General features: G+C 54.9%; 27 protein-coding genes. 19 read left to right on the forward strand and 8 right to left on the reverse strand.

Annotation, left to right across the window (positions count from 1 at the left end):
- The first annotated feature begins 36 nt into the window (after positions 1-36).
- Together O1723_RS11870 and add are read left to right on the forward strand one after the other, a co-directional pair.
- A complete protein-coding gene (locus O1723_RS11870) occupies positions 37-1,209 on the forward strand; it encodes a MalY/PatB family protein (protein WP_248190529.1) in 1,173 nt (390 codons plus the stop codon).
- A gap of 96 nt (positions 1,210-1,305) precedes the next feature.
- A complete protein-coding gene (gene add / locus O1723_RS11875; protein ID WP_023337194.1) occupies positions 1,306-2,307 on the forward strand; it encodes an adenosine deaminase in 1,002 nt (333 codons plus the stop codon).
- A gap of 52 nt (positions 2,308-2,359) precedes the next feature.
- Here add and O1723_RS11880 read toward each other — a convergent pair whose 3' ends face one another.
- Positions 2,360-3,400 (reverse strand): oxidoreductase, encoded by a 1,041-nt coding sequence (locus tag O1723_RS11880; protein WP_023337193.1) that lies wholly within the window; start codon positions 3,398-3,400, stop codon positions 2,360-2,362.
- Between the two features lie 243 nt (positions 3,401-3,643).
- Between O1723_RS11880 and blr the strand changes: the two genes are divergently transcribed.
- The 12 genes from blr to gstA all read left to right on the forward strand — a co-directional run bounded on the left by blr (position 3,644) and on the right by gstA (position 13,919).
- Positions 3,644-3,769, forward strand: coding sequence for a division septum protein Blr (gene blr / locus O1723_RS11885; RefSeq protein WP_168112406.1), 126 nt, complete (start codon positions 3,644-3,646; stop codon positions 3,767-3,769).
- A 231-nt stretch (positions 3,770-4,000) separates the two neighbouring features.
- Positions 4,001-4,216: a transcription modulator YdgT gene (ydgT, locus tag O1723_RS11890; protein ID WP_013096896.1), complete on the forward strand. Its 216-nt coding sequence runs from the start codon at positions 4,001-4,003 to the stop codon at positions 4,214-4,216.
- 86 nt (positions 4,217-4,302) lie between these two features.
- On the forward strand, positions 4,303-4,743 hold the full coding sequence (locus tag O1723_RS11895) for a DUF2569 domain-containing protein (RefSeq protein ID WP_023337192.1): 441 nt from the start codon (positions 4,303-4,305) through the stop codon (positions 4,741-4,743).
- Positions 4,744-4,819: 76 nt separating this feature from the next.
- Complete coding sequence (gene rsxA, locus O1723_RS11900) at positions 4,820-5,401, forward strand: electron transport complex subunit RsxA (RefSeq protein WP_014883581.1); 582 nt, start codon at positions 4,820-4,822, stop codon at positions 5,399-5,401.
- Positions 5,401-5,979 (forward strand): electron transport complex subunit RsxB, encoded by a 579-nt coding sequence (gene rsxB, locus O1723_RS11905; RefSeq protein WP_023337191.1) that lies wholly within the window; start codon positions 5,401-5,403, stop codon positions 5,977-5,979. Before rsxA ends, rsxB begins: the two co-directional genes overlap by 1 nt.
- Positions 5,972-8,089, forward strand: a complete 2,118-nt coding sequence (gene rsxC / locus O1723_RS11910) for an electron transport complex subunit RsxC (RefSeq protein WP_248190527.1) — start codon at positions 5,972-5,974, stop codon at positions 8,087-8,089. Before rsxB ends, rsxC begins: the two co-directional genes overlap by 8 nt.
- A complete protein-coding gene (rsxD, locus tag O1723_RS11915) occupies positions 8,090-9,142 on the forward strand; it encodes an electron transport complex subunit RsxD (protein WP_023332821.1) in 1,053 nt (350 codons plus the stop codon).
- A 10-nt stretch (positions 9,143-9,152) separates the two neighbouring features.
- Positions 9,153-9,773, forward strand: coding sequence for an electron transport complex subunit RsxG (gene rsxG / locus O1723_RS11920; RefSeq protein WP_023337189.1), 621 nt, complete (start codon positions 9,153-9,155; stop codon positions 9,771-9,773).
- Between the two features lie 2 nt (positions 9,774-9,775).
- A complete protein-coding gene (locus O1723_RS11925; protein WP_023337188.1) occupies positions 9,776-10,462 on the forward strand; it encodes an electron transport complex subunit E in 687 nt (228 codons plus the stop codon).
- Positions 10,459-11,094 carry an endonuclease III gene (gene nth, locus O1723_RS11930; protein WP_008500570.1) on the forward strand — a complete coding sequence of 212 codons (636 nt, stop codon included), beginning with the start codon at positions 10,459-10,461 and terminating at the stop codon, positions 11,092-11,094. Before O1723_RS11925 ends, nth begins: the two co-directional genes overlap by 4 nt.
- A 605-nt stretch (positions 11,095-11,699) precedes the next feature.
- On the forward strand, positions 11,700-13,208 hold the full coding sequence (gene dtpA / locus O1723_RS11935) for a dipeptide/tripeptide permease DtpA (RefSeq protein WP_014883575.1): 1,509 nt from the start codon (positions 11,700-11,702) through the stop codon (positions 13,206-13,208).
- Between the two features lie 105 nt (positions 13,209-13,313).
- Positions 13,314-13,919: a glutathione transferase GstA gene (gstA, locus tag O1723_RS11940; RefSeq protein ID WP_014883574.1), complete on the forward strand. Its 606-nt coding sequence runs from the start codon at positions 13,314-13,316 to the stop codon at positions 13,917-13,919.
- A 77-nt stretch (positions 13,920-13,996) separates the two neighbouring features.
- On the opposite strand, the gene pdxY is transcribed toward gstA, so the two are convergent.
- From pdxY to anmK, 5 genes are all read right to left on the reverse strand, one after another.
- Positions 13,997-14,857 carry a pyridoxal kinase PdxY gene (gene pdxY, locus O1723_RS11945; RefSeq protein WP_014883573.1) on the reverse strand — a complete coding sequence of 287 codons (861 nt, stop codon included), beginning with the start codon at positions 14,855-14,857 and terminating at the stop codon, positions 13,997-13,999.
- Between the two features lie 66 nt (positions 14,858-14,923).
- Positions 14,924-16,198 carry a tyrosine--tRNA ligase gene (gene tyrS, locus O1723_RS11950; RefSeq protein WP_014883572.1) on the reverse strand — a complete coding sequence of 425 codons (1,275 nt, stop codon included), beginning with the start codon at positions 16,196-16,198 and terminating at the stop codon, positions 14,924-14,926.
- 125 nt (positions 16,199-16,323) lie between these two features.
- On the reverse strand, positions 16,324-16,980 hold the full coding sequence (pdxH, locus tag O1723_RS11955; protein WP_008500575.1) for a pyridoxamine 5'-phosphate oxidase: 657 nt from the start codon (positions 16,978-16,980) through the stop codon (positions 16,324-16,326).
- A 57-nt stretch (positions 16,981-17,037) separates the two neighbouring features.
- Entirely contained in the window at positions 17,038-17,361 is a 324-nt protein-coding gene (gene mliC, locus O1723_RS11960; protein ID WP_014883571.1) for a C-type lysozyme inhibitor, read from the reverse strand.
- 93 nt (positions 17,362-17,454) lie between these two features.
- Positions 17,455-18,579, reverse strand: a complete 1,125-nt coding sequence (anmK, locus tag O1723_RS11965; protein WP_014883570.1) for an anhydro-N-acetylmuramic acid kinase — start codon at positions 18,577-18,579, stop codon at positions 17,455-17,457.
- A gap of 255 nt (positions 18,580-18,834) precedes the next feature.
- On the opposite strand from anmK, the gene slyB reads away from it, so the two are divergent.
- Both slyB and O1723_RS11975 read left to right on the forward strand, forming a co-directional pair.
- Complete coding sequence (gene slyB / locus O1723_RS11970; protein WP_014883569.1) at positions 18,835-19,302, forward strand: outer membrane lipoprotein SlyB; 468 nt, start codon at positions 18,835-18,837, stop codon at positions 19,300-19,302.
- A 200-nt stretch (positions 19,303-19,502) separates the two neighbouring features.
- Entirely contained in the window at positions 19,503-20,864 is a 1,362-nt protein-coding gene (locus O1723_RS11975) for a sensor domain-containing diguanylate cyclase (RefSeq protein ID WP_023337187.1), read from the forward strand.
- A 37-nt stretch (positions 20,865-20,901) separates the two neighbouring features.
- On the opposite strand, the gene slyA is transcribed toward O1723_RS11975, so the two are convergent.
- A complete protein-coding gene (gene slyA / locus O1723_RS11980) occupies positions 20,902-21,342 on the reverse strand; it encodes a transcriptional regulator SlyA (protein WP_021241135.1) in 441 nt (146 codons plus the stop codon).
- A gap of 186 nt (positions 21,343-21,528) precedes the next feature.
- Here slyA and O1723_RS11985 point away from each other — a divergent pair, with 186 nt between their 5' ends.
- From O1723_RS11985 to O1723_RS11995, 3 genes are read left to right on the forward strand one after another with little or no spacing between them, the layout of a single operon-like run.
- Positions 21,529-21,765, forward strand: coding sequence for a DUF1656 domain-containing protein (locus tag O1723_RS11985; RefSeq protein ID WP_014883567.1), 237 nt, complete (start codon positions 21,529-21,531; stop codon positions 21,763-21,765).
- Positions 21,766-21,767: 2 nt separating this feature from the next.
- Complete coding sequence (locus tag O1723_RS11990) at positions 21,768-22,628, forward strand: efflux RND transporter periplasmic adaptor subunit (protein WP_014883566.1); 861 nt, start codon at positions 21,768-21,770, stop codon at positions 22,626-22,628.
- Complete coding sequence (locus O1723_RS11995) at positions 22,628-24,661, forward strand: FUSC family protein (protein WP_014883565.1); 2,034 nt, start codon at positions 22,628-22,630, stop codon at positions 24,659-24,661. The genes O1723_RS11990 and O1723_RS11995 overlap by 1 nt, the downstream gene beginning before the upstream one ends.
- On the opposite strand, the gene sodC is transcribed toward O1723_RS11995, so the two are convergent.
- Positions 24,640-25,158, reverse strand: coding sequence for a superoxide dismutase [Cu-Zn] SodC (gene sodC / locus O1723_RS12000; protein ID WP_038421183.1), 519 nt, complete (start codon positions 25,156-25,158; stop codon positions 24,640-24,642). The genes O1723_RS11995 and sodC overlap by 22 nt on opposite strands.
- Positions 25,159-25,210 lie beyond the last annotated feature (52 nt).

Consider the following 25,210-nt stretch of genomic DNA (forward strand, 5'->3'; position numbering starts at 1 on the left):
TCGCTCTGAGGGGGTTTTACTTTAAGGACTCACGTGATGTTTGATTTCTCTACCGTCGTGGATCGTCACGGCACCTGGTGTACACAGTGGGACTACGTCGCCGACCGTTTTGGCGCGCCCGACCTGCTGCCCTTCACCATCTCGGATATGGATTTCGCCACCGCCCCCTGCATTACTGATGCGCTGCATCAGCGCATCAACCACGGCGTGTTTGGCTACAGCCGCTGGAAAAACGATGAATTTCTCGCCGCCGTCGCGCACTGGTTCCACCAGCGCTTTAACAGCCACATTGATATCGAAACCATCGTGTATGGCCCTTCCGTCATCTACATGGTGTCCGAGCTGATTCGTCTCTGGTCCGCTCCTGGCGACGGCGTGGTGGTGCACACCCCGGCATACGATGCGTTTTACAAAGCCATTGAAGGCAATGGGCGTCATGTGGTGCCGGTTGAGATGGAAAAGCATGCTTCTGGCTGGCTGGGCAATATGGCTGCTCTGGAAGCGGCACTGGCGAAACCGGAAAATAGAATCCTGCTCCTGTGCAGCCCGCAAAACCCAACCGGTAAGGTCTGGACCCGCGAAGAATTGACCCACATGGCAGAGTTGTGCGCGCGCCATAACGTTGCGGTCATCAGCGATGAAATTCATATGGACATGGTGTGGGGTGGGCATCGTCACACGCCATGGAATGAGGTGGCGCGCGGCAAATGGGCGCTGCTAACCTCCGGCTCGAAAAGCTTTAATATCCCGGCGCTGACGGGCGCTTACGGCCTGATAGGTGAAGAAGAGAGCCGTAACGGCTATCTCAGTGCTTTAAAAGGCCGGGACGGACTCCCTTCCCCCTCCGTACTGGCACTGACGGCGCATATCGCCGCCTACCAGCAGGGAGCGTCGTGGCTGGATGCCCTAAGGCACTATCTCGAAGAAAATCTGCTGTATATCGCGCAGGAATTAAACAGTGCTTTTCCGAAACTGAACTGGCAGCCGCCGGAGGCCACCTATCTGGCCTGGGTTGATCTGCGCCCGCTAAATATTGATGACCGCGCGCTACAAAAAGTACTGATTGAGCACCAAAAAGTGGCCATCATGCCGGGATATACCTACGGAAACGAAGGTAACGGTTTCGTGCGCCTGAACGCAGGCTGCCCGCGCAGCAAGCTGGAACAAGGGGTGAAACGCCTCATTGCCGGGATTAACACGCTCCTGTAATCAGTTTGCGCAACGGAATATTCCCTTGCGCAAATAGCTTTTTACCCCGTTTTGTTTTTATAATATGGCGCACTTTAACCAGAAAAGAGTGCGACCATGATTGATACACGCCTGCCTTTAACTGATATTCATCGTCACCTTGACGGTAACATTCGTGCCCAAACCATCCTCGATCTTGGCCGCCAGTACAATTTAACGCTTCCCGCTCAGACGCTTGAGTCTCTTATTCCGCACGTTCAGGTCACCTCAAATGAACCTGACCTCGTCAGCTTCCTGAGCAAACTCGACTGGGGCGTGAAGATGCTGGCCTCGCTGGATGCCTGCCGCCGCGTGGCGTTTGAGAACATTGAAGATGCGGCCCGTAACGGCCTGCACTACGTTGAGCTGCGCTTCTCGCCGGGCTATATGGCGATGACCCACAACCTGCCCGTTGCAGGCGTGGTGGAAGCCGTGATTGAAGGCGTCCGCCAGGGCTGTGAAACCTACGATGTCCAGGCCCGTCAGATTGGTATTATGAGCCGTACGTTTGGCGAAGCGGCCTGCCTGCAGGAGCTGGAGGCGCTGCTGGCCCATCGCGATGCCATCACTGCCGTCGATCTCGCCGGTGATGAACTGGGCTTCCCGGGCAGTCTGTTCCTCTCTCACTTCAACCGCGCACGCGATGCCGGCTGGCACATTACCGTTCATGCGGGTGAAGCGGCAGGCCCGGAAAGTATCTGGCAGGCCATTCGTGAGCTCGGCGCCGAGCGTATCGGTCACGGCGTGAAGGCGGTAGAAGACCGCGCCCTGATGGATTTCCTCGCAGAACAGCGTATCGGGATTGAATCGTGCCTGACGTCCAATATTCAGACCAGCACCGTGGCAACGCTCGCGCAGCACCCGCTGAAAACCTTCCTGGAACACGGCGTGCTGGCCTCGCTGAACACTGACGATCCGGCGGTACAGGGCGTGGATATCATCCACGAGTACAATAACGCCGCACCGCAGGCGGGTCTGAGCCGCGAGCAGATCCGTCAGGCGCAGATCAACGGTCTGGAAATTGCGTTCCTGACGCCGGAAGAGAAGCAGGCTCTGCGGAATAAAGTGGCAACCGCGTAAGCCTTTTTGCCGGGTGGCGGCTGCGCCTTACCCGGCCTACAGTATCTGAACCCTATGCCAGACAGAGCGTGGCGCGATGTTTGGCAGATTCGATACCCAGCTCAATCAGCTCCATAATCTGAATCGCCTGGCTGGCCGGAACCGGATTTTCTCCTGTTCCGTTCAACGCATCGCGAATAGCCGCATAATAGGCCGGATAGTTGCCCGGCATCGTCAGCAACGTTTCCTCAACCAGTTCCTCACCTTCAACCCGCGTGACCACGCCGTCGCGCATATCATAGCCCCAGTCTTCCTGCGGCAAACGCTCACCGTTTTTAAGACGGTCTTCCTGTGGATCGAGGCCAAACTTCACATAGCTTCCCCGCGTGCCGTGAATGATATAACGGGCAGATTCCGCGGCCGCGACCATCGTTCCATGCAGCACGATGCGGCGCTGCGGATAACTTAACACCGCGTGGAAGTAATCGGTCGTCTGCGCCCCGGGTCTGAGCTGGGCCAGATCGACCGTCATGCTCACCGGCAGACCAAACAGGTTGACAGCCTGGTCCAAAAGATGAGGGGCTAAATCGTACCAGATGCCGCTCCCCGGACCGGCCTGCTCCCGCCAGCGGTTTCTTACCTGCGGGCGAAAACGGTCAAAGTGCGATTCAAAAAAGAGGATCTCGCCTAACGTACCTTCGCTGAGTAGCGTTTTTACCGTCAGGAAGTCGCTGTCCCAACGGCGGTTATGAAAAACGGAAAGCAGTCTGCCCAGGCCTTTTGCCAGCGCGTCCAGTTCACGCGCCTGTGACAACGTCACCGTGAAAGGTTTATCAACAATGACGTGCTTTCCTGCTTCCAGCGCGGCTTTTGCCAGGGGGAAATGCGTGTCGTTAGGTGTAGGGATGACAATTAAATCAATATTCGGATCGTTGAAGAGATGTTTTGGCTCAGAGACAACCGGCACGGAAGGCCAGTCGGCATGGACTTTGGTAGCATCGCTACTGGATACTGCTGCCAGCATCATTCCGGGCGTTCCGGCTATCAGAGGTGCATGAAACGTTTTGCTCGCGTACCCATAACCTATCAGACCGACGCGGATATTATCACTCATAGTGCCGTCCTCTTTTATGACGTTCTTATTTCACACTGGCAAGCCTGGCATAAGCGCAGATTAATAATGTGCCGTATGACTTAAAATAGCAGGTTGTGGCGGTTGTTTTCGTTACATAGTATTAACCTTCTGATTTTGTTTAAGGGAACCGTTCCCAAAGCGCTTGCCGTTGGTGAGGCCTCGCTGTAACATTTGCGCCCTGTATTTATGGATAAAGTACAATTACGAGTCATGACATCAATTATTAATCGAATCATTGAATTAGCGGGATGGATTGTTCTTGGGGTATCGGTCATTTTGCTCGGCGTTGCCAGCCACATCGATAACTACCAGCCGCCGGAGCCTGTCACAGTCGCCCAACCTAAGTAACCGGTTACTGCAATAACGAGTGACATATTATGTCAGTTACATATTGCCAGCCCAGGTGAACACGGTTAACCTTCTCTTCCAGGCATCGTCTGATGCCTGAATTTCAGCAAAGAAAACTCCTAATTTCGTCGCGTTACCTGAGTGGGCTGTTTACGTCTTTATTAATCCGTTTATTATTCGAACGAATTACCTTAACGGGTATTACTCACTTTTATATGGAAACTTATTAATATGACAGTTCAGGACTATTTATTAAAATTTCGCAAGATCAATTCGCTTGAGAGCCTGGAAAAACTGTTTGACCACCTGAACTACACCCTGTCGGATAATCAGGACATCATCAATATGTATCGCGCCGCCGATCATCGCCGTGCGGAGCTGGTCTCCGGCGGTCGTTTGTTCAACGTCGGTGAAGTGCCTAAGTCTGTCTGGCGTTACGTTTTATAAGAAAGTAGCCATCCGCGCGAAATGTTATATACTCTCCGCCCTGCAAACTGGCTGTACAACATTTCGCGCAGATTATGGGAGAGTTCATGACCGCAACGCCTGGAGAACGCATTGGAGGCTGGTTAATCGCCCCACTGGCATGGCTGCTGGTTGCCTTGTTAAGCGCATCGCTTGCGCTGCTGCTTTATACTACCGCACTGATCACCCCTCACGCTATTCAGACCCTGATGTCGCAAAGTGTGCTTAATATTGCGATGTGGTTTGTGTCCTTCGTTTTCGCGATCGGCATGTGGTACTACACCCTGTGGCTGACCATCGCCTTCTTCAAACGCCGCAAAGGGGTGCCTAAGCACTATATTATCTGGCTGTTAATCTCAGTCCTGCTGGCAGTCAAGGCGTTTGCGTTCTCGCCGGTGTCTGACGTGCTTGCGGTCCGCCAGCTACTTTTCCCGTTACTGGCCGCGGCGCTGCTGGTGCCCTATTTCAAACGGTCGACGCGGGTAAAAAACACCTTCGTGAACCCGTAATAACCTTACAGATAACCTGTTGTCGCCTGACCCGGTTTGTCCGATAATAGGCGGCTTTTTTATTTCAGGCTAAATAATGACCGATTACTTACTGCTCTTTGTCGGCACTGTGCTGGTTAACAACTTCGTTCTGGTGAAGTTCCTTGGCCTGTGCCCGTTTATGGGCGTTTCCAAAAAGCTGGAAACGGCGATGGGCATGGGGCTGGCAACCACCTTCGTCATGACGATGGCATCGATTTGCGCGTGGTTGATAGATACCTGGATCCTCATCCCGCTGGGGTTAATCTACCTCCGTACGCTGGCCTTTATTCTGGTCATTGCCGTTGTTGTGCAATTTACCGAAATGGTGGTGCGTAAAACCAGTCCGGCGCTCTATCGCCTGCTCGGTATCTTCCTGCCGCTGATCACCACCAACTGCGCGGTACTCGGCGTGGCGCTGTTGAACATCAACCTTGGCCATAACTTTATGCAGTCGGCGCTGTACGGTTTTTCCGCAGCCGTCGGTTTCTCGTTCGTAATGGTCCTGTTCGCCTCGATTCGCGAACGTCTGGCCGCTGCGGATATCCCTGCGCCTTTCCGCGGTAACGCGATTGCGCTGGTCACCGCGGGTTTAATGTCTCTGGCCTTTATGGGCTTCAGTGGTCTGGTGAAGTTGTAATGAATGCTATCTGGATTGCCATCGCCTCTATTAGCGTCCTGGGGTTAGCGTTTGGCCTTATCCTCGGTTACGCCTCCCGCCGTTTCGCGGTAGAGGACGATCCCGTTGTAGAAAAAATTGATGAGCTTCTGCCGCAAAGCCAGTGTGGGCAGTGCGGCTACCCTGGCTGTCGCCCTTACGCTGAAGCGGTGGGCATTCAGGGTGAGAAAATTAACCGCTGTGCGCCCGGCGGCGAAGCGGTGATGCTGAAAATTGCGGCCCTGCTTAACGTTGACCCACAGCCCGTTGATGGCGATGCGGATGTGCAGGAGCCGGTCCGCGCCCTCGCCGTGATCGACGAGGCGAATTGCATCGGCTGCACTAAATGTATTCAGGCCTGCCCGGTTGACGCCATTGTGGGTGCCACCCGCGCCATGCACACCGTCGTGGCGGATCTGTGCACCGGCTGTAACCTCTGCGTAGCCCCCTGCCCGACGCAATGTATTACGCTGCGCCCGGTTGAAGCGACTACCGAAAGCTGGAAGTGGGATCTTCAAACCATTCCGGTTCGCAACATTCCTGTGGAACAACATGCTTAAGTTATTTTCTGCTTTCAGAAAAGAGAAGATCTGGGACTTTGACGGCGGTATTCATCCGCCGGAGATGAAAACCCAGTCTAACGGCACGCCGCTGCGCCAGATTCCGCTGGCGACGCGTTACGTCATGCCGCTCAAGCAGCATATCGGCGCGGAAGGTGAGCTGTGCGTAAAAGAAGGTGATACCGTCCTTCGCGGTCAGCCGCTGACCTTTGGTCGCGGACGTATGCTGCCTGTACACGCCCCAACGTCCGGTAAAGTGATCGCGATTGCCCCTCATACGGTGGCGCATCCGTCGGCACTGTCAGAGCTGAGCGTGATCATTGAAGCCGACGGCGAAGATCGCTGGATCGAACGTGACGGCTGGAGCGACTACCGCAGCCAGAGCCGCGAAGCGCTTATCGAGCGCATTCACCAGTTCGGCGTTGCCGGGCTGGGCGGCGCGGGCTTCCCTACCGGCGTCAAGCTGCGCGGCGGTAGCGATAAAATCCAGACGCTGATTATCAATGCCGCAGAGTGCGAGCCGTATATCACCGCCGACGATCGTCTGATGCAGGATTGCGCCGCTCAGGTAGTGGAAGGCATCCGTATCCTCGCGCATATTTTGCAGCCGCGAGAAGTGCTGATTGGTATCGAAGACAATAAACCGCAGGCTATCTCCATGCTGCGCGCCGTGCTGGCGGGTAGCCATGATATCGCCCTGCGCGTCATTCCGACCAAGTACCCGTCTGGCGGCGCAAAACAGCTGACGCAAATCCTCACCGGGAAGCAAGTGCCGCACGGCGGACGTTCTTCGGATATCGGCGTGCTGATGCAAAACGTCGGCACAGCTTATGCCGTGAAACGTGCGGTAATTGACGGCGAGCCGTTAACCGAACGAGTCGTGACGCTGACTGGCGAATCGGTCTCCCGTCCGGGTAACGTCTGGGCGCGCCTCGGTACGCCGGTGCGTCATTTGCTGGAGCAGGCTGAATTCTGCCCGGGTACCGATCAGATGGTGATCATGGGTGGCCCTCTGATGGGCTTTACCCTGCCATGGCTGGATGTCCCGGTAGTCAAAATCACGAACTGCCTGCTTGCTCCCTCTTCCACCGAGATGGGCGAAGTGCAGGAAGAGAAAGGCTGCATCCGCTGTAGCGCCTGTGCCGATGCCTGTCCGGCGGATCTGCTCCCGCAGCAGCTTTACTGGTACAGCAAAGGCCAGCTACACGATAAAGCCAAAGCGCATAACCTGGCCGACTGCATCGAATGCGGCGCCTGCGCCTGGGTCTGCCCAAGCAATATTCCGCTGGTGCAATACTTCCGCCAGGAGAAGGCCGAAATTTATGCCATCTCCATGGAAGAAAAACGTGCAGCAGAAGCCAAAGCGCGCTTTGAAGCACGTCAGGCACGGCTGGAACGTGAAAAAGCGGCCCGTCAGGAGCGTCATAAGCAGGCCGCCGTCCAGCCTGGCGAAAAAGATCAGGATGCCATTAACGCCGCCCTGGCGCGCGTTCGCGAGAAAAAAACCAATGCTGCCCAGACGGTGGTGATCCCTGCAGGCGAGAAGCCCGACAACAGTGAAGCCATCGCCGCGCGTGAAGCACGCAAGGCTGCGGCTCGCGCACGTCAGGCAGAAAAAGCGCAAACAGTGCAACCGGATGGGGAGGTCGATCCACGCAAAGCCGCTGTCGAGGCGGCGATTGCCCGTGCCAAAGCCCGTAAGGCCGGGGATCAGCAGGTGATGGTTGAACAGGACGCGGTCGATCCGCGTAAAGCCGCTGTTGAAGCCGCGATTGCCCGCGCCAAAGCGCGTAAAGCAGCGCAGCAGGCACCTGCAGCAGAACCAGAAGCACCGGTTGATCCGCGTAAAGCCGCTGTTGAAGCCGCGATTGCCCGCGCCAAAGCGCGTAAAGCGGCGCAGCAGGCACCTGCAGCAGAACCAGAAGCACCGGTTGACCCGCGTAAAGCTGCCGTTGAAGCGGCGATAGCCCGCGCCAAAGCCCGTAAAGCAGCGCAGCAGGAAGAGCAGCCGCAGGCCGCTAACGATGACCCGCGCAAGGCCGCCGTCGCTGCCGCGATTGCGCGCGTTCAGGCGAAGAAAGCCGCACAGCAAGCCGTTAACGAGGATTAAATGGTTTTCAGAATCGCAAGTTCCCCTTACACCCATAATCAGCGTCAGACATCGCGTATTATGATGCTGGTTTGCCTGGCCGCGCTGCCGGGTATTGCCGTTCAGTGCTGGTTTTTCGGCTGGGGAACCCTGTTCCAGATAGCCCTGGGCTGTATCAGCGCCGTAGCGGCAGAGGCGCTGGTGCTGAAGCTTCGCAAGATGACGGTCTCCCGCATTCTTGCCGACAACTCCGCGCTGCTGACCGGCCTGCTGCTGGCCATCAGTATTCCGCCGTTTGCCCCGTGGTGGATGGTCGTCCTCGGTACCGTTTTTGCCGTGATTATTGCCAAACAGCTGTATGGCGGGCTCGGCCATAACCCGTTTAACCCGGCGATGATCGGCTATGTGGTGCTGCTGATCTCCTTCCCGGTACAGATGACCAGCTGGCTGCCACCGCATGACATTGCCGCCACGGTGCCAGGCTTTATGGATGCCCTGCACGTGATCTTTACCGGCCATACGGCGCTCGGCGCGGATATGAACGCGCTGCGTATGGGCGTGGACGGCATCAGCCAGGCGACGCCGCTCGATACGTTCAAAACGTCCCTGCATGCCGGGCACAGCGTCGAGCAAATCATGAAATCCGCCATCTACAGCGGTATGCTCGCGGGTGCAGGCTGGCAGTGGGTTAACCTGGCGTATCTGCTGGGTGGCCTGTTCCTGCTGCAGCAGAAGGCCATCCGCTGGCATATTCCGGTCAGCTTCCTCGTGACGCTGGCGGTTTGTGCCACCCTTGGCTGGGTCTTCTCCCCTGAGTCGCTGGCCAGCCCGCAGATGCATTTGCTCTCCGGTGCAACGATGCTGGGCGCGTTCTTTATCCTGACCGATCCGGTGACGGCGTCTACAACTAACCGTGGTCGCTTGATCTTCGGTGCGCTGGCAGGACTGCTGGTCTGGCTCATCCGTAGCTTTGGCGGTTATCCGGACGGGGTGGCGTTTGCCGTCCTGCTCGCCAACATCACCGTTCCACTCATCGACTATTACACGCGCCCGCGCGTGTACGGCCATCGTTAAGGGTGTCGCGATGCTGAAAACAATGCAAAAACATGGCGTCACGCTGGCCGTTTTCGCCGCCGTACTCACCGGAATGACGGCGCTGGTGAATGAGCTGACCAAATCGACCATTGATGAACAAGCGGTGAAGCAGCAAAAAGCGCTGTTCGATCAGGTGATCCCGTCGGATTTTTACGATAATGACCTGCAAAAGAGCTGCTTCGTGGTAGACGCGCCGCAGCTTGGAAAAGGCCCACACCGCCTGTTTATCGCCCGCAAAGGGGATAAACCGGTCGGCGCGGTAATGGAGGCGACGGCGCCCGACGGCTATTCCGGCGCCATTCAGCTGCTCGTCGGCAGCGATTTCTCCGGCACCATACTGGGCACCCGCGTGACGCAACATCATGAAACGCCGGGCCTGGGCGATAAAATTGAAACCCGTCTGAGCAACTGGATTTTAGCTTTCGCTGGTAAAGTGATCCATGGTGAAGGTGACACCGCGTTTGCGGTGAAAAAAGACGGCGGGGAGTTTGACCAGTTCACGGGCGCGACCATCACGCCGCGCGCGGTGGTGAACGCCGTAAAACGGGCCGGGCTGTATGCTGAAACGCTACCCGCGCAAATCAACAATCTTCCGGCCTGTGGAGAGTGATCATGAGCCAGGTTAAAGAGGTTATTGTCCAGGGACTGTGGAAGAACAACTCCGCGCTGGTTCAGCTGCTGGGGATGTGCCCACTGCTGGCCGTGACGTCAACGGCCACCAATGCTCTTGGTCTCGGTCTGGCAACGACGCTGGTGCTGACTCTGACCAACCTCTCCATCTCCGCCCTGCGCCGCTGGACCCCGTCGGAAATCCGTATTCCGATTTACGTTATGATCATTGCGTCGGTGGTCAGTATCGTCCAGATGCTGATTAACGCCTACGCCTTCGGTCTGTATCAGTCGCTCGGGATTTTTATCCCTCTGATCGTCACCAACTGTATTGTGGTCGGGCGTGCGGAAGCCTTCGCCGTGAAAAATAGTCCGGCCATGTCGGCGCTGGATGGTTTTTCGATTGGTATGGGTGCGACCGGTGCGATGTTCGTGCTCGGCTCACTGCGCGAGATCCTCGGCAACGGGACGCTGTTTGACGGTGCCGATGCGCTGCTGGGCGGCTGGGCCAAATCGCTACGTATCGAGGTGTTCCATACCGATACGCCATTCCTGCTGGCGATGCTGCCACCTGGCGCGTTTATTGGCCTTGGCATGATGCTGGCAGTAAAATACCTGATTGATGAAAAACGTAAGCGCCGCGCAGCAGAGCGTAGCGTCCAGGAAGGGATACCCGAGAAGGCCTCATGAATAAAGAAAAGCGCATTGCGATCCTGACCCGTCTGCGGGACGAGAACCCGCATCCGACGACGGAGCTGAATTTTACCTCCCCGTTTGAGCTGCTGATCGCCGTGTTGCTCTCTGCACAGGCTACCGATGTGAGCGTCAATAAAGCGACCGCCCTGCTCTATCCGGTCGCTAATACGCCAAAAGCGATGCTGGAGCTCGGCGTGGAAGGCGTGAAGTCTTATATCAAAACCATCGGATTGTTTAACAGCAAAGCAGAGAATGTGATTAAAACCTGCCGGATCTTGCTGGAACAGCACGGCGGTGAGGTGCCGGAAGACCGCGCAGCGCTGGAAGCATTGCCGGGTGTAGGACGCAAAACCGCGAACGTGGTGCTTAATACGGCGTTCGGCTGGCCGACGATCGCCGTGGATACGCATATCTTCCGTGTTTCTAACCGCACCAACTTCGCCCCCGGTAAAAATGTTGAGCAGGTCGAAGAGAAGCTGTTAAAAGTGGTGCCCGCCGAATTCAAGGTTGACTGCCATCACTGGCTGATTTTGCACGGCCGTTATACCTGCATCGCCCGTAAACCTCGTTGCGGCTCCTGCATTATTGAAGACCTCTGCGAATACAAAGAAAAGGTTTATCCCTGAATTGCTGGTCTGAACAATCGCAATCCCACATCAGGAGAAGGCCTTCCAAACGTCCCTCTCCTGACCATAAATCATCCGCCTCTTGCCCCTGCTGACTTGTCACTTGTTCGGCGCGTTAACGCTCAAACAGGTTAATACTTTTTTCATAGCCAAAAATTTCTATACATCTGTGATCGCGATCACTCTGATAACTTCATGTTGATTTTTTGTTGTCAAAATCATCCCAAAGCCTTTGCCAGACAAGATATAACCGATCATAACCGGAAGATAAGACCAGCTATTTTTCAGAATATGGGCTATATCACTGCCACAAACGGCAAATAGCAGAACATATCGCCAAAAGCCGATCGGAGAGGGGGAATACCAGTTGAAAAAACTACCTTTACTCACCGTATGAAATTTAACGCTGAATAACATTTGCATGAACCTACGATTATACCACCCCAGATAAATGTAACAGATTATTACAAACGTATTGCCAGACGGGTCAGGATAGTGAACATTACCCGCCGTTTCTCCTCCCAATATAACTATAAGGCGGATGGACTACGGCCATCACGCTATGAACACCCCCGTTAATATGGGATGTAAAAAAAGAGGTATATGTGTCGACTGCAAACAATAAACCAACAGATGAAAGCGTGAGTCTTAACGCTTTTAAACAACCGAAAGCGTTTTATCTCATCTTCTCTATCGAGTTATGGGAGCGTTTTGGTTACTACGGCCTGCAAGGGATCATGGCGGTTTACCTGGTAAAACAGCTGGGTATGTCCGAAGCCGATTCCATCACGCTGTTCTCCTCCTTCAGTGCCCTCGTATACGGCCTGGTTGCAATCGGCGGCTGGCTGGGTGATAAAGTTCTCGGCACCAAACGTGTCATCATGCTGGGCGCCATTGTTCTGGCGATTGGCTATGGGCTGGTCGCATGGTCTGGCCATGACGCCGCAGTGGTGTATATGGGTATGGCGACCATTGCGGTCGGTAACGGATTGTTTAAAGCGAACCCGTCTTCCCTGCTCTCTACCTGTTACAGCAAAGATGACCCACGTCTGGACGGTGCATTCACCATGTACTACATGTCCATCAACATCGGTTCATTCTTCTCCATGCTGGCAACACCATGGCTGGCCGCTAAATTCGGCTGGAGCGTGGCGTTTGCGCTGAGCTTCGTGGGCATGCTGATCACCGTAGTGAACTTCTTGTTCTGCCGCAACTGGGTCAAAGACTACGGTTCAAAACCCGATTTCGAACCCGTCCATATGGGCAAACTGCTGGCGACCATCGTGGGCGTTGTGATTCTGGCGGCAATCGCCACCTGGCTGCTGCACAACCAGGGTATCGCACGTGCGGTGCTGGGCGTGGTTGCGCTGGGTATCGTGGTTATCTTCGCGAAAGAAGCGTTCGCGATGCAGGGTGCTGCGCGCCGTAAGATGATTGTGGCCTTCATTCTGATGCTGGAAGCGATTATCTTCTTCGTACTGTACAGCCAGATGCCAACCTCTCTGAACTTCTTCGCCATTCGTAACGTTGAGCACTCTATCCTGGGTATCGCGTTCGAGCCGGAGCAGTATCAGGCGCTGAACCCGTTCTGGATCATGATTGGCAGCCCGATTCTGGCGGCTATCTATAACAAGATGGGCGACCGTCTGCCAATGCCGCACAAGTTTGCGATTGGTATGGTGCTGTGCTCCGGTGCGTTCCTGGTACTGCCGCTGGGTACCAAATTTGCGACCGACGCCGGTATCGTCTCCGTAAACTGGCTGATTCTGAGCTATGCGCTGCAGTCTATCGGTGAACTGATGATCTCCGGTCTGGGTCTGGCGATGGTGGCACAGCTGGTTCCACAGCGTCTGATGGGCTTCATTATGGGTAGCTGGTTCCTGACCACTGCCGGTGCAGCAATTATCGCAGGTAAGATTGCGAACCTGATGGCCGTGCCGGAAAACGTCACTGACCCACTGGTCTCCCTGAATGTCTACGGCACCGTGTTCATGCAGATTGGTATCGCGACAGCGGTGATTGCAGTTCTGATGCTGCTGACCGCACCGAAACTGAATCGTATGACTCAGGACGACGACAAGACGGCCAAGGCAAGCGAAACCGCGACTGCGTAAGATTATTGAGAAACGACTGTTGAGAAGCCGCTAATGCATTAGCGGCTTTTTTTTTGCCTGTTCGCGCACTAACATAGCTGAAACCTCAGCAAAAAGGAGTTACCGATGAAACTGTTCTACAAACCGGGCGCGTGCTCTCTTGCTTCCCATATCACCCTGCGCGAGAGCGGCAAAGATTTCACGCTCGATGGCGTTGATCTGATGAAAAAGCGTCTGGAGAATGGTGATGATTTCCTTGCCATTAACCCGAAGGGACAAGTTCCAGCGCTGTTGCTGGATGACGGAACTCTGCTGACAGAAGGCGTTGCCATCATGCAATTCCTGGCGGACAACGTACCGGATCGCCAGCTTCTTGCCCCCACCGGCAGCATTGCACGTTATAAGACCCTGGAGTGGTTAAACTATATCGCTACCGAGTTACATAAAGGCTTTACTCCCCTGTTCCGCCCGGATACGCCGGAAGAGTACAAACCGACCCTGCGCGCGCTTCTTGAGAAAAAGCTGCAGTATGTAAACGCGTCGCTGAAAGACGATCAGTGGATTTGTGGTTCCCGTTTCACGATTGCCGATGCCTATCTGTTTACCGTGCTGCGCTGGGCGCGGGCGGTTAAGCTCAATATGGAAGGCTTAGACCATATTACATCGTATATGACCCGTATGGCGGAGCGCCCTGCTGTGGCTGCGGCGCTGAAAGCGGAAGGTCTTAGCTAATATCGCCCGGCGGCGCTTCGCTTGCACGGGCCTACGGATTTTGTAGGCCGGGTAAGCGCAGCGCCACCCGGCATCGTTTAAAGCCGGGTGGCGCTGAAATAGTGCTCCGGCTTCGCAATACGATCCTGTGCCGCGACGACCTGAAGTTCATATTCCTGCATCTCTTTCGTCGCAATCATGATTTCGTACACCGCCGCAGTCACATGCTCAAGCGCGTCTCTGACCGTTGCACCCTGCAGCAGTTTCACCAGCAGCAGACCGCTGGTCACATCCCCCACTCCCACTGGTTGACGCAGGCCAAAATCCACCAGCGGACGGCTAATATGCCAGGCGTCATCTTTCGTCACCAGCAGCATCTCAAAACGCGACTGGCTCAGCCCGGCGCGGGCGAGATGTTTTACCAGTACAATCTCTGGCCCCTGGGCTATCAGCTCGCGAGACGCGCTTACCGCCTCTTCTACGCTGTTAACCGGGTGCTCGCAGAGGATCTCCAGCTCAATAAGGTTTGGCGCAATGATATCGCTGGCAGGCAGCGCATGGCGAACGTGAAACTCTGCAACACCGGGCGCTACGATACAGCCTTTCTCCGGGTGTCCCATGACGGGGTCGCAGAAGTATTTTGCCGCCGGGTTCGCTGCTTTCACCTGACGCACAATGCCAAGGATGTGCTCCCCCTGCTCGGCTGAGCCCAGATAACCGCTCAGAACGGCGTCACAGCGTTTGAGCTGGTCAATATCCGCAATGCCCTGAACCACCTCGGTGAGGTGCGAGGGCGGCATCACGCAGCCGGCCCATTTACCATACTGCGTGTGGTTGGAAAACTGCACGGTGTTGAGGGGCCAGACGTTAGCACCGAGGCGGCGCATCGGGAATTCCGCTGCACTGTTGCCCGCATGGCCAAAAACAACGTGGGACTGAATGGCGAGGATGTTCTTCATCTTTTTCTTACCAAACCCTGAAAAAACAAAAAGGGCGTGGTTTCCCACGCCCCTGGAGACTGTTAATTATTTCCAGCAAACAAGGCAGTAATTTTTCTTACCGCGGCGCAGCAGCGTGTAGCGTCCATACAGACGGTCGCCGTCAACGAAGGTGTATTCCGGGTCAGCCTGTTTCTCACCGTTGATGGTGATCGCGTTAGACGCGATGGTTTTACGCGCCTGCCCGCGAGACGGCTGCAGCTCGGAGTCCACCAGCGCCTGCATCAGGTCAGCCCCTTTTTCCATCTCAACCATCGGCACGCCGTCCTGCGCCAGCTGTTCGAAGTCCGCTTCGCTCAGATCGCTCAGCGTACCGTTGAACAGGCTTGCCGTAATGCGTTTCGCCGCCGCCAGACCTTCTTCACCGTGAACCAGTTTGGTCACTTCATCGGCCAGCACATACTGTGCACGCGGTGCTTTACCGCTGTTTTTGTCTTCTTCTTCCAGCGCATTGATGTCTGCAATATCCATGAAGGTGAAGAACTTCAGGAAGCGGTAAACATCGGCGTCCGCCGTGTTGATCCAGAACTGGTAGAATTTGTACGGACTGGTTTTCTTCGGATCCAGCCACACCGCGCCGCCTTCCGTTTTACCGAATTTGGTGCCATCTGCTTTGGTGATCAGTGGAACCGTCAGGCCGAAGACCTGGTTCTGGTGCAGGCGACGGGTCAGGTCGATACCGGACGTGATGTTACCCCACTGGTCAGAACCACCAATCTGCAGGGAAACGCCATGCAGTTTGTTCAGGCAAGCAAAGTCATAGCCCTGCAGCAGGTTATAGGAGAACTCGGTAAAGGAGATACCCTGATCGTCACGGTTCAGGCGCTGCTTCACCGCTTCTTTGTTAATCATCTGGTTAACAGAGAAGTGCTTGCCAATATCACGCAGGAAGGTCAGCACGTTCATGCTGCCAAACCAGTCATAGTTGTTGGCAGCAATGGCAGCGTTATCGCCGCAGTTGAAGTCAAGGAACGGTGCAACCTGTTTGCGGATCTTATCCACCCACTCCTGCACGGTATCTTCGGTATTCAGTTTACGCTCAGCGGCTTTAAAGCTTGGGTCACCAATCAGACCGGTTGCACCACCCACCAGAGCAACAGGCTTATGGCCCGCCATCTGGAAGCGTTTCAGGCATAACAATGGAACAAGATGCCCCAAATGCAAGCTGTCAGCGGTGGGATCGAAGCCGCAATAGAGCGCGATCGGGCCTTGCGCCAGTCGCTCTGCTAACGCTTCCTCGTCCGTCACCTGGGCCACGAGGCCCCGCTCTTGCAATTGTTTAATCAAGTTACTGCTTGCCATCAAATTCTCCATGTATAAACGACTGCACCTTTGCCGGTACACGACTTTTCGCCTGATGCGAAAGGACCATAGAATAAAGCGCAAGCGCGGTGTGCGCTAGCGCTTAAATCAACAAATTTCGGGGATTACGGTGCCAGTCTGTCGATTTTCCAGCCGCCATTCTCGCGCTGGTATAAAAAGCGGTCGTGCAGGCGATGTTCACCGCCCTGCCAGAACTCAATCTGCTCAATCGGGATACGGAAGCCGCCCCAGAAGCTTGGCAGTGGGATTTCCCCCTGCTGGAACTTCTGTTTCAGTTCCAGGAACTTGCTCTCCAGGACACCGCGGGCAGAGATTCGGCTGGACTGTTTTGAAACCCAGGCACCAATCTGGCTGTCACGCGGACGGCTGTGGAAATATTTCACCACTTCAAGGGTCGAGAGACGTTCCGCTTTGCCGGTGACCATGACCTGACGTTCCAGCATGTGCCAGGGGAACAGCAGGCTGATGCGCGGATTGTTTTCTAAATGGTGCGCTTTTCGGCTGCCGAGGTTGGTATAAAACACCAGCCCTTTCTCATCATAATGCTTGAGCAGGACGATGCGCTGATACGGTTGACCGTTTTCATCTACCGTTGCGACAACCATGGCCGTTGGGTCGGCCAGTTTCGCTTCGCAGGCCTGTTTCAGCCAGCGTTCAAAAAGCACGAGGGGTTCAGCGGGAAGATCCTGGCGACGCAGGCCGCCTTTGGTGTATTCACGGCGCAGATGCGCAATTTGCTGCAGTTCGTCGTTATCTGACATGGCGTTAGCTGACGTTGAGATTGGGTGGCGCTATTGTGCGCCGCCCCTGTAAAAATCTCAACGCTTCGGATTTTCAAGCTGGCAATTGTTCAGCACGATGCGGTCGCGTTTGTAGACCGTGGCGCTATCCCCTTTCGACCAGAAGACGTAGATACCGTCGGAATAACGTGCCCCGGAGGCCGACATGCCCTGCTTGAGGGTCAGCAGTTTATTGTCATAAACAAAACTGGCTTCCTGACGTGGATTATTCAGCTTCACGGTCAGCGGTTTTTCATCGCAGCGATACTCCAGCGTATCGGTCTGCATACGCTCAAGGAACTGGTTGTAGACGCTGCATCCTGACAGCAATAAAGGCGCGACAATAAGAAGAATTTTTTTCATGGGCGTATTCCGAAGACTTTCCTGGTCCTGGAGGGCATGGCTGCCCTCCTGTTTCATTCCATTCTAACGACGAGACGCCGCGCTGAATTTCAGTTAACTCTGATTATGACGAGGATTTGCCGGGTAAATCGCCCCGAGGACGCTGGCCTCGCGCGCGCCGGTCACCGACGGTAAATTACCCGGAAGCCCGGCGATGGTGCGCCAGGCAAGCCAGGCGAAAGCCAGCGCTTCCATATCATCCCCACTGATACCCGCCTCGTCTGTCGTGGTCACTTCCGTACCCGGCAGTAACGCGGCCAGACGCGCCATCACCAGCGGATTTCGGCTTCCACCGCCGCACACCAGCAGACGTTCGCATCCGCCGCTGAGAAGTACCTGCTCAGAGATCGACACCGCCGTTAATTCGGCAAGCGTCGTCTGGACATCCTGCGGAGCCAGTGCCGGGAATGGCGCCAGCTGACGTTCAAGCCAGCCAACGTTGAAGTATTCACGCCCCGTGCTTTTCGGCGCCGGTAAAGCAAAGTAGGGATCGCTGAGCATCGACTGCAACAGCGGGAGAATCACTTTACCCTCGCTCGCCCACTCGGCGTTTTTATCATAGGGTTGCCCGCACTGCCGCCAGATCCAGGCATCCATTAACATATTACCTGGACCGGTATCGTAGCCCCGGACAGGCTGCCCGGGAATGAGCATTGACAGGTTGGCAATTCCGCCGATATTCAGCACCATCCGGCGTTCTGAAGGGTGTGCCAGTAGCGCCTGATGGAACGCCGGCACCAGCGGTGCCCCCTGGCCGCCAAGCGCAATATCGCGACGACGGAAATCGCCGACGACCGTGACGCCCGTCTTCGCCACAATCTGGTTGTTATCACCGATTTGCATCGTATGCGGCGCATCACCAACCGGCTCATGCCAGACGGTCTGTCCATGGCATCCGATGGCAACCACATCCTGCGGTCGAAGATTTTCTTTTTGCATTAACGCCTGTACCGCATCAGCAAACAGTGCTCCCAGGCGGACGTCAAGTTGCCCTAGCTGAGAGAGCGTCAATTGCTGCCCCTGACAGATACTCAGAATATCCTCTTTCAGTGAAATGGGAATGGGCCAGGTCAGGCTCGCCTGCTGAGCGACCATACGTTCATCAATGGCGGCCAGAACGACATCTACCCCATCCAGACTGGTGCCCGACATCACACCAATGTAGCGACCCGATTTCATGCGCTTTCCTTACGTTGCGTGGGCTAAGGTTATCCACTCAACCATAAACAGCACGGCTTTGCCATCCAGCGATAATATTTTTTAACAATGTCCTGCGGGTGACATGAGCAGAACCTGTTTATGTCTCGTTAAGTCAAATTCAAGTACAATTTTCTTATTGTTAGTGCAAAGATATGAACTATGGCCCCTTATGCCATATAATTTAGCCATAACGGATGCCTCCAATTGGGCGTTTTTGGTGAACAGGAGATTCAAATGATTGTACGTGTACTGGGCGTTTCGCTGATTGGTTTAACCCTGGCTGGCTGTGTGAATGACAGCTCACTGTCTGGCGACGTTTACAGCGCTTCTGAAGCAAAACAGGTTCAGAGCGTGACTTACGGTACCGTTGTTAACGCCCGTCCTGTACAAATTCAGGGTGGCGATGACAACAACGTTATGGGCGCAATCGGCGGTGCTGTTCTGGGTGGTTTCCTCGGGAATACCGTTGGCGGCGGTACAGGCCGTTCTCTGGCGACCGCTGCGGGCGCTGTGGCGGGTGGTGTTGCAGGCCAGGGCGTTCAGGGTGCAATGAACAAAACGCAGGGTGTTGAGCTGGAAATTCGTAAAGACGACGGCAGCACCATTATGGTTGTTCAGAAACAGGGGAATACCCGTTTCTCTGCTGGTCAGCGTGTCGTGCTGGCAAGCAACGGAAGCCAGGTGACCGTTTCCCCACGTTAATTAAAACGGGATGTGGCTATCAGGCCACATCCCTTTACAATATATATCATTTTCATGAATATATTTACAAAATATATTCACCCCCCCATTATTTACCGAACCGTATATTGTTTCTGCGCAAAGTAATTATTGTTTCAATTGATTAGACTCTTCGCTATTACCTCCTGTTCATTCATCTTTAATTATTTAAAAAAATTTATATGCTTGCGAATAGTCTTACCGTAAAAGGTCGTTATCTCTCGTTCTGTTTCGGTTGTGTTGTTGTCATCGGAATATTACAGGGTTTATTTTCAACACTGGTTGAATGGGTTCCTTCCTTTTCGCCGCTGTTGTTCCCCACGCTCACCATTTTTTTACTGGTATTTCACCTGTTTATTGCCTGTTTTATGGCAATGAAATACTGGTGTGATAAGAGGCGTCTGTATCTGGTTGCCATCGCTTTTGCCTTTGCCGGTTCGGCATTGCTAATGATTGGAACGTTGTCCAGTTTTCCCGCCTGGCTGGATCTCTACCAGTTCAACGTCGTGAACTATAACGATGCGATGATCTACTATATGTTCCGCCATCTCATCATGGCGGTCCTGTTCATCGCTTCGGCCCTGCTGTTTCCCCTGCGTAATCAGCCCCTTTCGAGGCTGACGCATATCGCTATCGTCAGCACGACATTTCTTTTTACTGCCGGTGGCGTGATGTTGGCGTGGATGTATTCCAGCCATTTTGATTTTTTATCCCTCGACCTGGTTGATAATGAAACGCGGCAGTTTATGGTTCTCTGGAGCCACAGCATTAATATTTCATTAATTGTCCTCTGGGTGGTGACATTAGCTACGCTGATGTATATGACGCGCGTACGTAATCTGTTCTGGGTGACCGGTAATTTTCTTTGTGTCTGCTACATCGTCACGCTCTCAATGCTGTTATTAGGTGGACATGCCGAAGACATATCGTGGTATCGCGCCCGGTTATTTGAAACCGTCGCCACGCTGCTGATTATTTTTGTTCTGCTCTGCGATGTCTTCAGCTTGTACCGTGAATCGCATTTAAAGTATCAGCAGTCGTATCAGAATTCGATTCGCGATCCGCTTACGCGCCTGTATAACCGCAGCTATTTTTATGAATCGTTAAATCAGGCGCTGGATGTCGCAAAATCCAGCCGCCCTGTTTCGGTTATCGTCAGCGATCTCGATCGCTTCAAGCGTATCAACGACAACTACGGTCACCTGCAGGGGGACAAAGTCTTACAGTTTGTCGCCAATCTGCTGGTGGATTCCGTGCGCCCGCAGGACATCGCGGCGCGTATCGGTGGTGAAGAGTTTGTCCTGATGCTGGCAAATACCCCTTCAGACGCAGCATGCCAGGTGGCGGAACGCATACGGCTGAAGCTGAGCAGCTTTGATAAAACCACCAGTGAAGGTCAGCTACCGGAGCCCATTACCATCAGCATGGGTGTGTTTACGGCAACATCATCGTCCGTGACCGCAGAAGAGTGCGTGGAAAGCGCCGATAAAGCGATGTATGAAGCGAAAGAGACTGGCCGAAACCGCGTCGTTGTCTTTAGATAGGAAAAAGGCCTTGCAGATGCAAGGCCTTGTTGTCTGGTCAGTCGCGAGACTGCAGCTCGTGGATGTTCTGCTCAAGGCGAGCAATGAGGCTGATGAGCATTTCCAGCTCCGCAGGTGAAACGCCTGAAAGGATTTCACCGCGCGTTTTGGTAATCACAGCTTCCATTTCGGTAATAATGGGCGCTGCTTTCTCAGTGAGTTTAATCCGCTTGGCGCGACGATCGCTGGCGCAGGTTTGCCGGGAGATCAGCCCCTTCTCTTCCAGTTGATCAAGCGTACGCACCAGCGACGGTTGCTCAATACCTATCGCTTTTGCCAGTTGAATTTGCGACTGGTCAGGCGGCAACTGATGAATGTTGTGCAGCGTGACCCAATGCGTCTGTGTCAATTCCAGAGGTTTCAGGCGATGGTCAATCAGAGCACGCCAGACGCGTACCAACCTTGCCAGATCAGAACCTAATGGCGATTCCAATTTCATCTCCTTATAATTAGCTTGCTAAGTTATTATACTGATTTTAGAATAGTGTGCAGCATTTGTATTGGCAAAACAAATGCAATACTGCATTCATCTAACTCAAAAGTATGACTTACACTGAATTCTGATGCTTCTTTATACTCAGACAAGCCAACGCGGCATTCTGTTCACTGCAAAGGATCTCTGCTTGTGACCTTTTTTCATCGCTCAGAGGGTTTACCCCTCCAGGACCTGATCTTCGGTGCGTCAGTCTACTTTCCTCCCCTGTTTAAAGCCGTGCTGGTGGGCTTTATCCTCTGGCTCGTTGCGCACCGCCTGCTTCGCGACTGGATGTATTCCGGCGAAATCTGGCATCCCATGTTGATGGATCTCTCCCTGTTCGCCCTCTGTGTCAGTCTGGGCCTTGCTGTTTTGACCGTGTGGTGAATATGCCTCTGAAAACGCTGAAGTACTTTTCCACCCTGTTTGTCCTGGTCCTCGCGCTGATCGCCGGCTGGTGGCTCTGGAATTTTTATATGCAGTCCCCCTGGACGCGTGACGGCAAAGTTCGCGCCGAGCAGGTCAGCATCACCCCGCAGGTGTCGGGAAGTATTACCACGCTCCTGGTGAAGGATAACCAGTATGTTAAAAAGGGAGAGGAACTGTTCCGTATCGACGATACCCCCTACCATATTGCCGTTCTGAATGCCCAGGCGCAGCTGGCGAAAGCCCAGTCAGACCTGGCGAAGGCCAATAACGAAGCCAATCGCCGCCGTCACTTATCGCAAAACTACATCTCAGCGGAAGATTTGGATACCGCCAACCTTAACGTCAAGGCCATGCAGGCAAGCGTCAACGTAGCTCAGGCGACGCTTAAGCAGGCACAGTGGGAACTGACCCAAACCGTGATTACCGCACCTGTAGATGGATGGGTGACTAACCTCTCTGCCCGGGTGGGTAACTACGCCACCACCGGCCAGCCTGTTTTTGCCCTTGTCGACAGCCACTCCTTCTACGTGGTGGGCTATTTTGAAGAGACCAAGCTTCGCCACATTCGCGAGGGTTCACCTGCGGCCATTACCCTTTACAGCGGTTCGCAAACGTTACAGGGTCACGTCTCCAGCATCGGTCGCGCCATTTACGATCAAAGCGTTGAAACTGATTCCGGCCTCGTACCGGACATAAAGCCGAACGTCCCCTGGGTGCGCCTGGCTCAACGTGTGCCTGTGCGCGTGGAGTTTGACCGTTTACCCGAGGGCATCACGCTGGTATCCGGCACCACCTGCACCGTCTCCATCGGAAGCCGTTAATGAAGCTGCAGGCGCTCTCCTGGCAAAACACGCCGTGGATGAAAGCGACGCGTCCTCAGTGGCGCTACGCGCTGCGTAATGGCATCGCCATGTGTCTGGCGCTGACGGTCGCCTATTACCTGAATCTTGACCAACCCTACTGGGCGATGACCTCAGCCGCGGTGGTGAGTTTCCCTACCGTTGGCGGAGTGATCAGCAAAAGCCTTGGGCGCATCGCGGGGAGTCTGTTAGGCGCCACCGCGGCGTTAATTATCGCGGGGCATACGCTGAACGATCCGTGGCTATTCCTGCTGAGCATGGCGGCGTGGCTGGGATGTTGTACCTGGGCCTGCGCCCATTTTACCAATAACGTGGCCTACGCTTTCCAGTTAGCGGGCTATACCGCGGCCATCATTGCCTTCCCGGTCGTCAATGTGCTCGATACCACCGAACTGTGGGATATTGCACAGGCGCGCGTCTGTGAGGTGATTGTCGGGATCCTCAGCGGCGGGTTTATGATGATGATCCTGCCCAGCACCTCCGACGGTACGACGCTGATTACCGCGCTGAAGACCATGCATACCCGGTTGCTGGAACATGCAAGCCTGCTGTGGCAACCGGATACCAGTGATGACATCCGTCTCGCGCATGAAAAGGTTATCGGGCAGATCCTGACCATGAACCTGTTGCGCATACAGGCTTTCTGGAGTCATTACCGTTTTCGTCGTCAGAACACGCTGCTCAACTATTTGCTGCACCAGCAGCTGCGTATGACCAGCGCCATCTCCAGCCTGCGCCGGATGCTGCTCAACTGGCCAACGCCCCCTGAAAATACCCGCGCCGTCATTGAGACGCTGCTCGCGACGCTTGCGCGTCCTGACGCGGATATTTACACCGTCGCGAAGATCATCGCCCCGCTCGCCCCGACGGATGAGTATGATTATCGCCATCGCGCATTCTGGCAGCGCCTGAATTACTTTTGCCGGTTATATCTGCGCAGTAGCCGCTGGATTAATGCCGTCGAGAATGCCACGCCGGTAACGGAATTTAATGTCCCCGGCAGCCCGGCTCTCGCCCGACATACCGATTATCTGGAAGCACTGTGGAGTGGTTTTCGCACCTTTTGTGCGCTGACGCTGGTTGGGGCGTGGAGCATCACCACGCAGTGGGAATCCGGTGCCGCGGCCCTGACGCTTGCCGCCATCAGCTGCGTGCTTTACTCCGTCGCGGCCTCGCCGTTTAACTCTCTTACGCTACTGCTGCGCACGCTGGTACTCCTGTCATTGTTCAGTTTCGCCGTGAAGTTTGGCCTGATGGTGCAGATAAGCGATCTCTGGCAGTTCCTGCTGTTCCTGTTTCCGCTGTTAACGACGATGCAACTCCTCAAGCTGCAAATGCCGAAACTGGCGGGCCTGTGGGGCCAGTTGATTGTCTTTATGGGCTCGTTTATCTCCGTGACGAATCCGCCGGTGTATGATTACGCCGATTTTCTCAATGATAACCTGGCAAAGATCCTGGGCGTGGGGCTGGCATGGCTCGCATTTGCGGTATTGCGTCCCGGCTCTGATGCACGTAAGAGCCGACGACATATCAGGGAATTACGCAGAGGGTTTGTCGACCAGCTCAGCCGCAAACCACATCTGCGTGAAAGCGAGTATGAATCGCTGGTGTATCACCATGTCAGCCAGCTCAATAACAGCCATGACGCACTTTCCCGCCGCTGGCTGCTGCGCTGGGGCGTGGTGCTGTTGAACTGTTCGCATGTGGTCTGGCAGCTTCGCGCATGGGAAACGCGGTCCGACCCGCTGTCGCAGGTGCGCGATGTTTGCATTTCCCTGCTACGCGACGTGATGAGTGAACGCGGTGTCCAGCAGCGGCCTCTGGAGGTCACGCTGGCTGAACTGCAACGGATCTGCGATACCCTCGCGCATCACCATCTTCCCGCAGCCCGTGATTTAGCCTCAATCATCTGGCGCCTGCACTGCTCGCTGTCGCAGCTGGAACAGGCTCCCCCACCGGGCACCATTGGGGATCAGATCACGCCGCAGGCATAACGTGCCCCGCCGCCGCCAAGCGGTTTAGGCTGATCGGACATGTTATCGCCGCCCACGTGGATCATCAGCGCTTTGCCTTTTACTTCATCCAGTTTTTTTAGGCGCGGGGCCACGACCGGATCGGTGGCTTTACCGTCATTGTTCACCACCAGCACCGGCAGATCGCCAAGGTGCCCCATACCGTCTGGCCCTTCATGTTTGCCTGAATGTTGCGGATCGAGATGCCCCCCGGCGGCTTCCGCCGCGGACGGTTTACCCTCTTTCATTGCAGGCTGGCAGCTTCCTTTGGCATGAACATGAAAGCCGTGTTCGCCGGGCGGGAGTGCTTTGAGATTGGGCGCGAATTCCAGCCCCTTGTCGGTCTCAGTGATTTTCACCGTCCCGATAGACTGACCCACACCCTGAGAGGTGACGAGATTCATTTCCACTTCGTCGCTGGCTGCCTGCGCTCCTGCGCAAACAACCAGCGTGACCAATGCCAGAGTAAAACGCTTCATATGACCTCCGCGGGTTATTTTTTGCCCCTTAAGTGTATACCAGAGGCAAAGA

This window comes from Enterobacter cloacae complex sp. HYC080_NIDB (assembly GCF_056673325.1).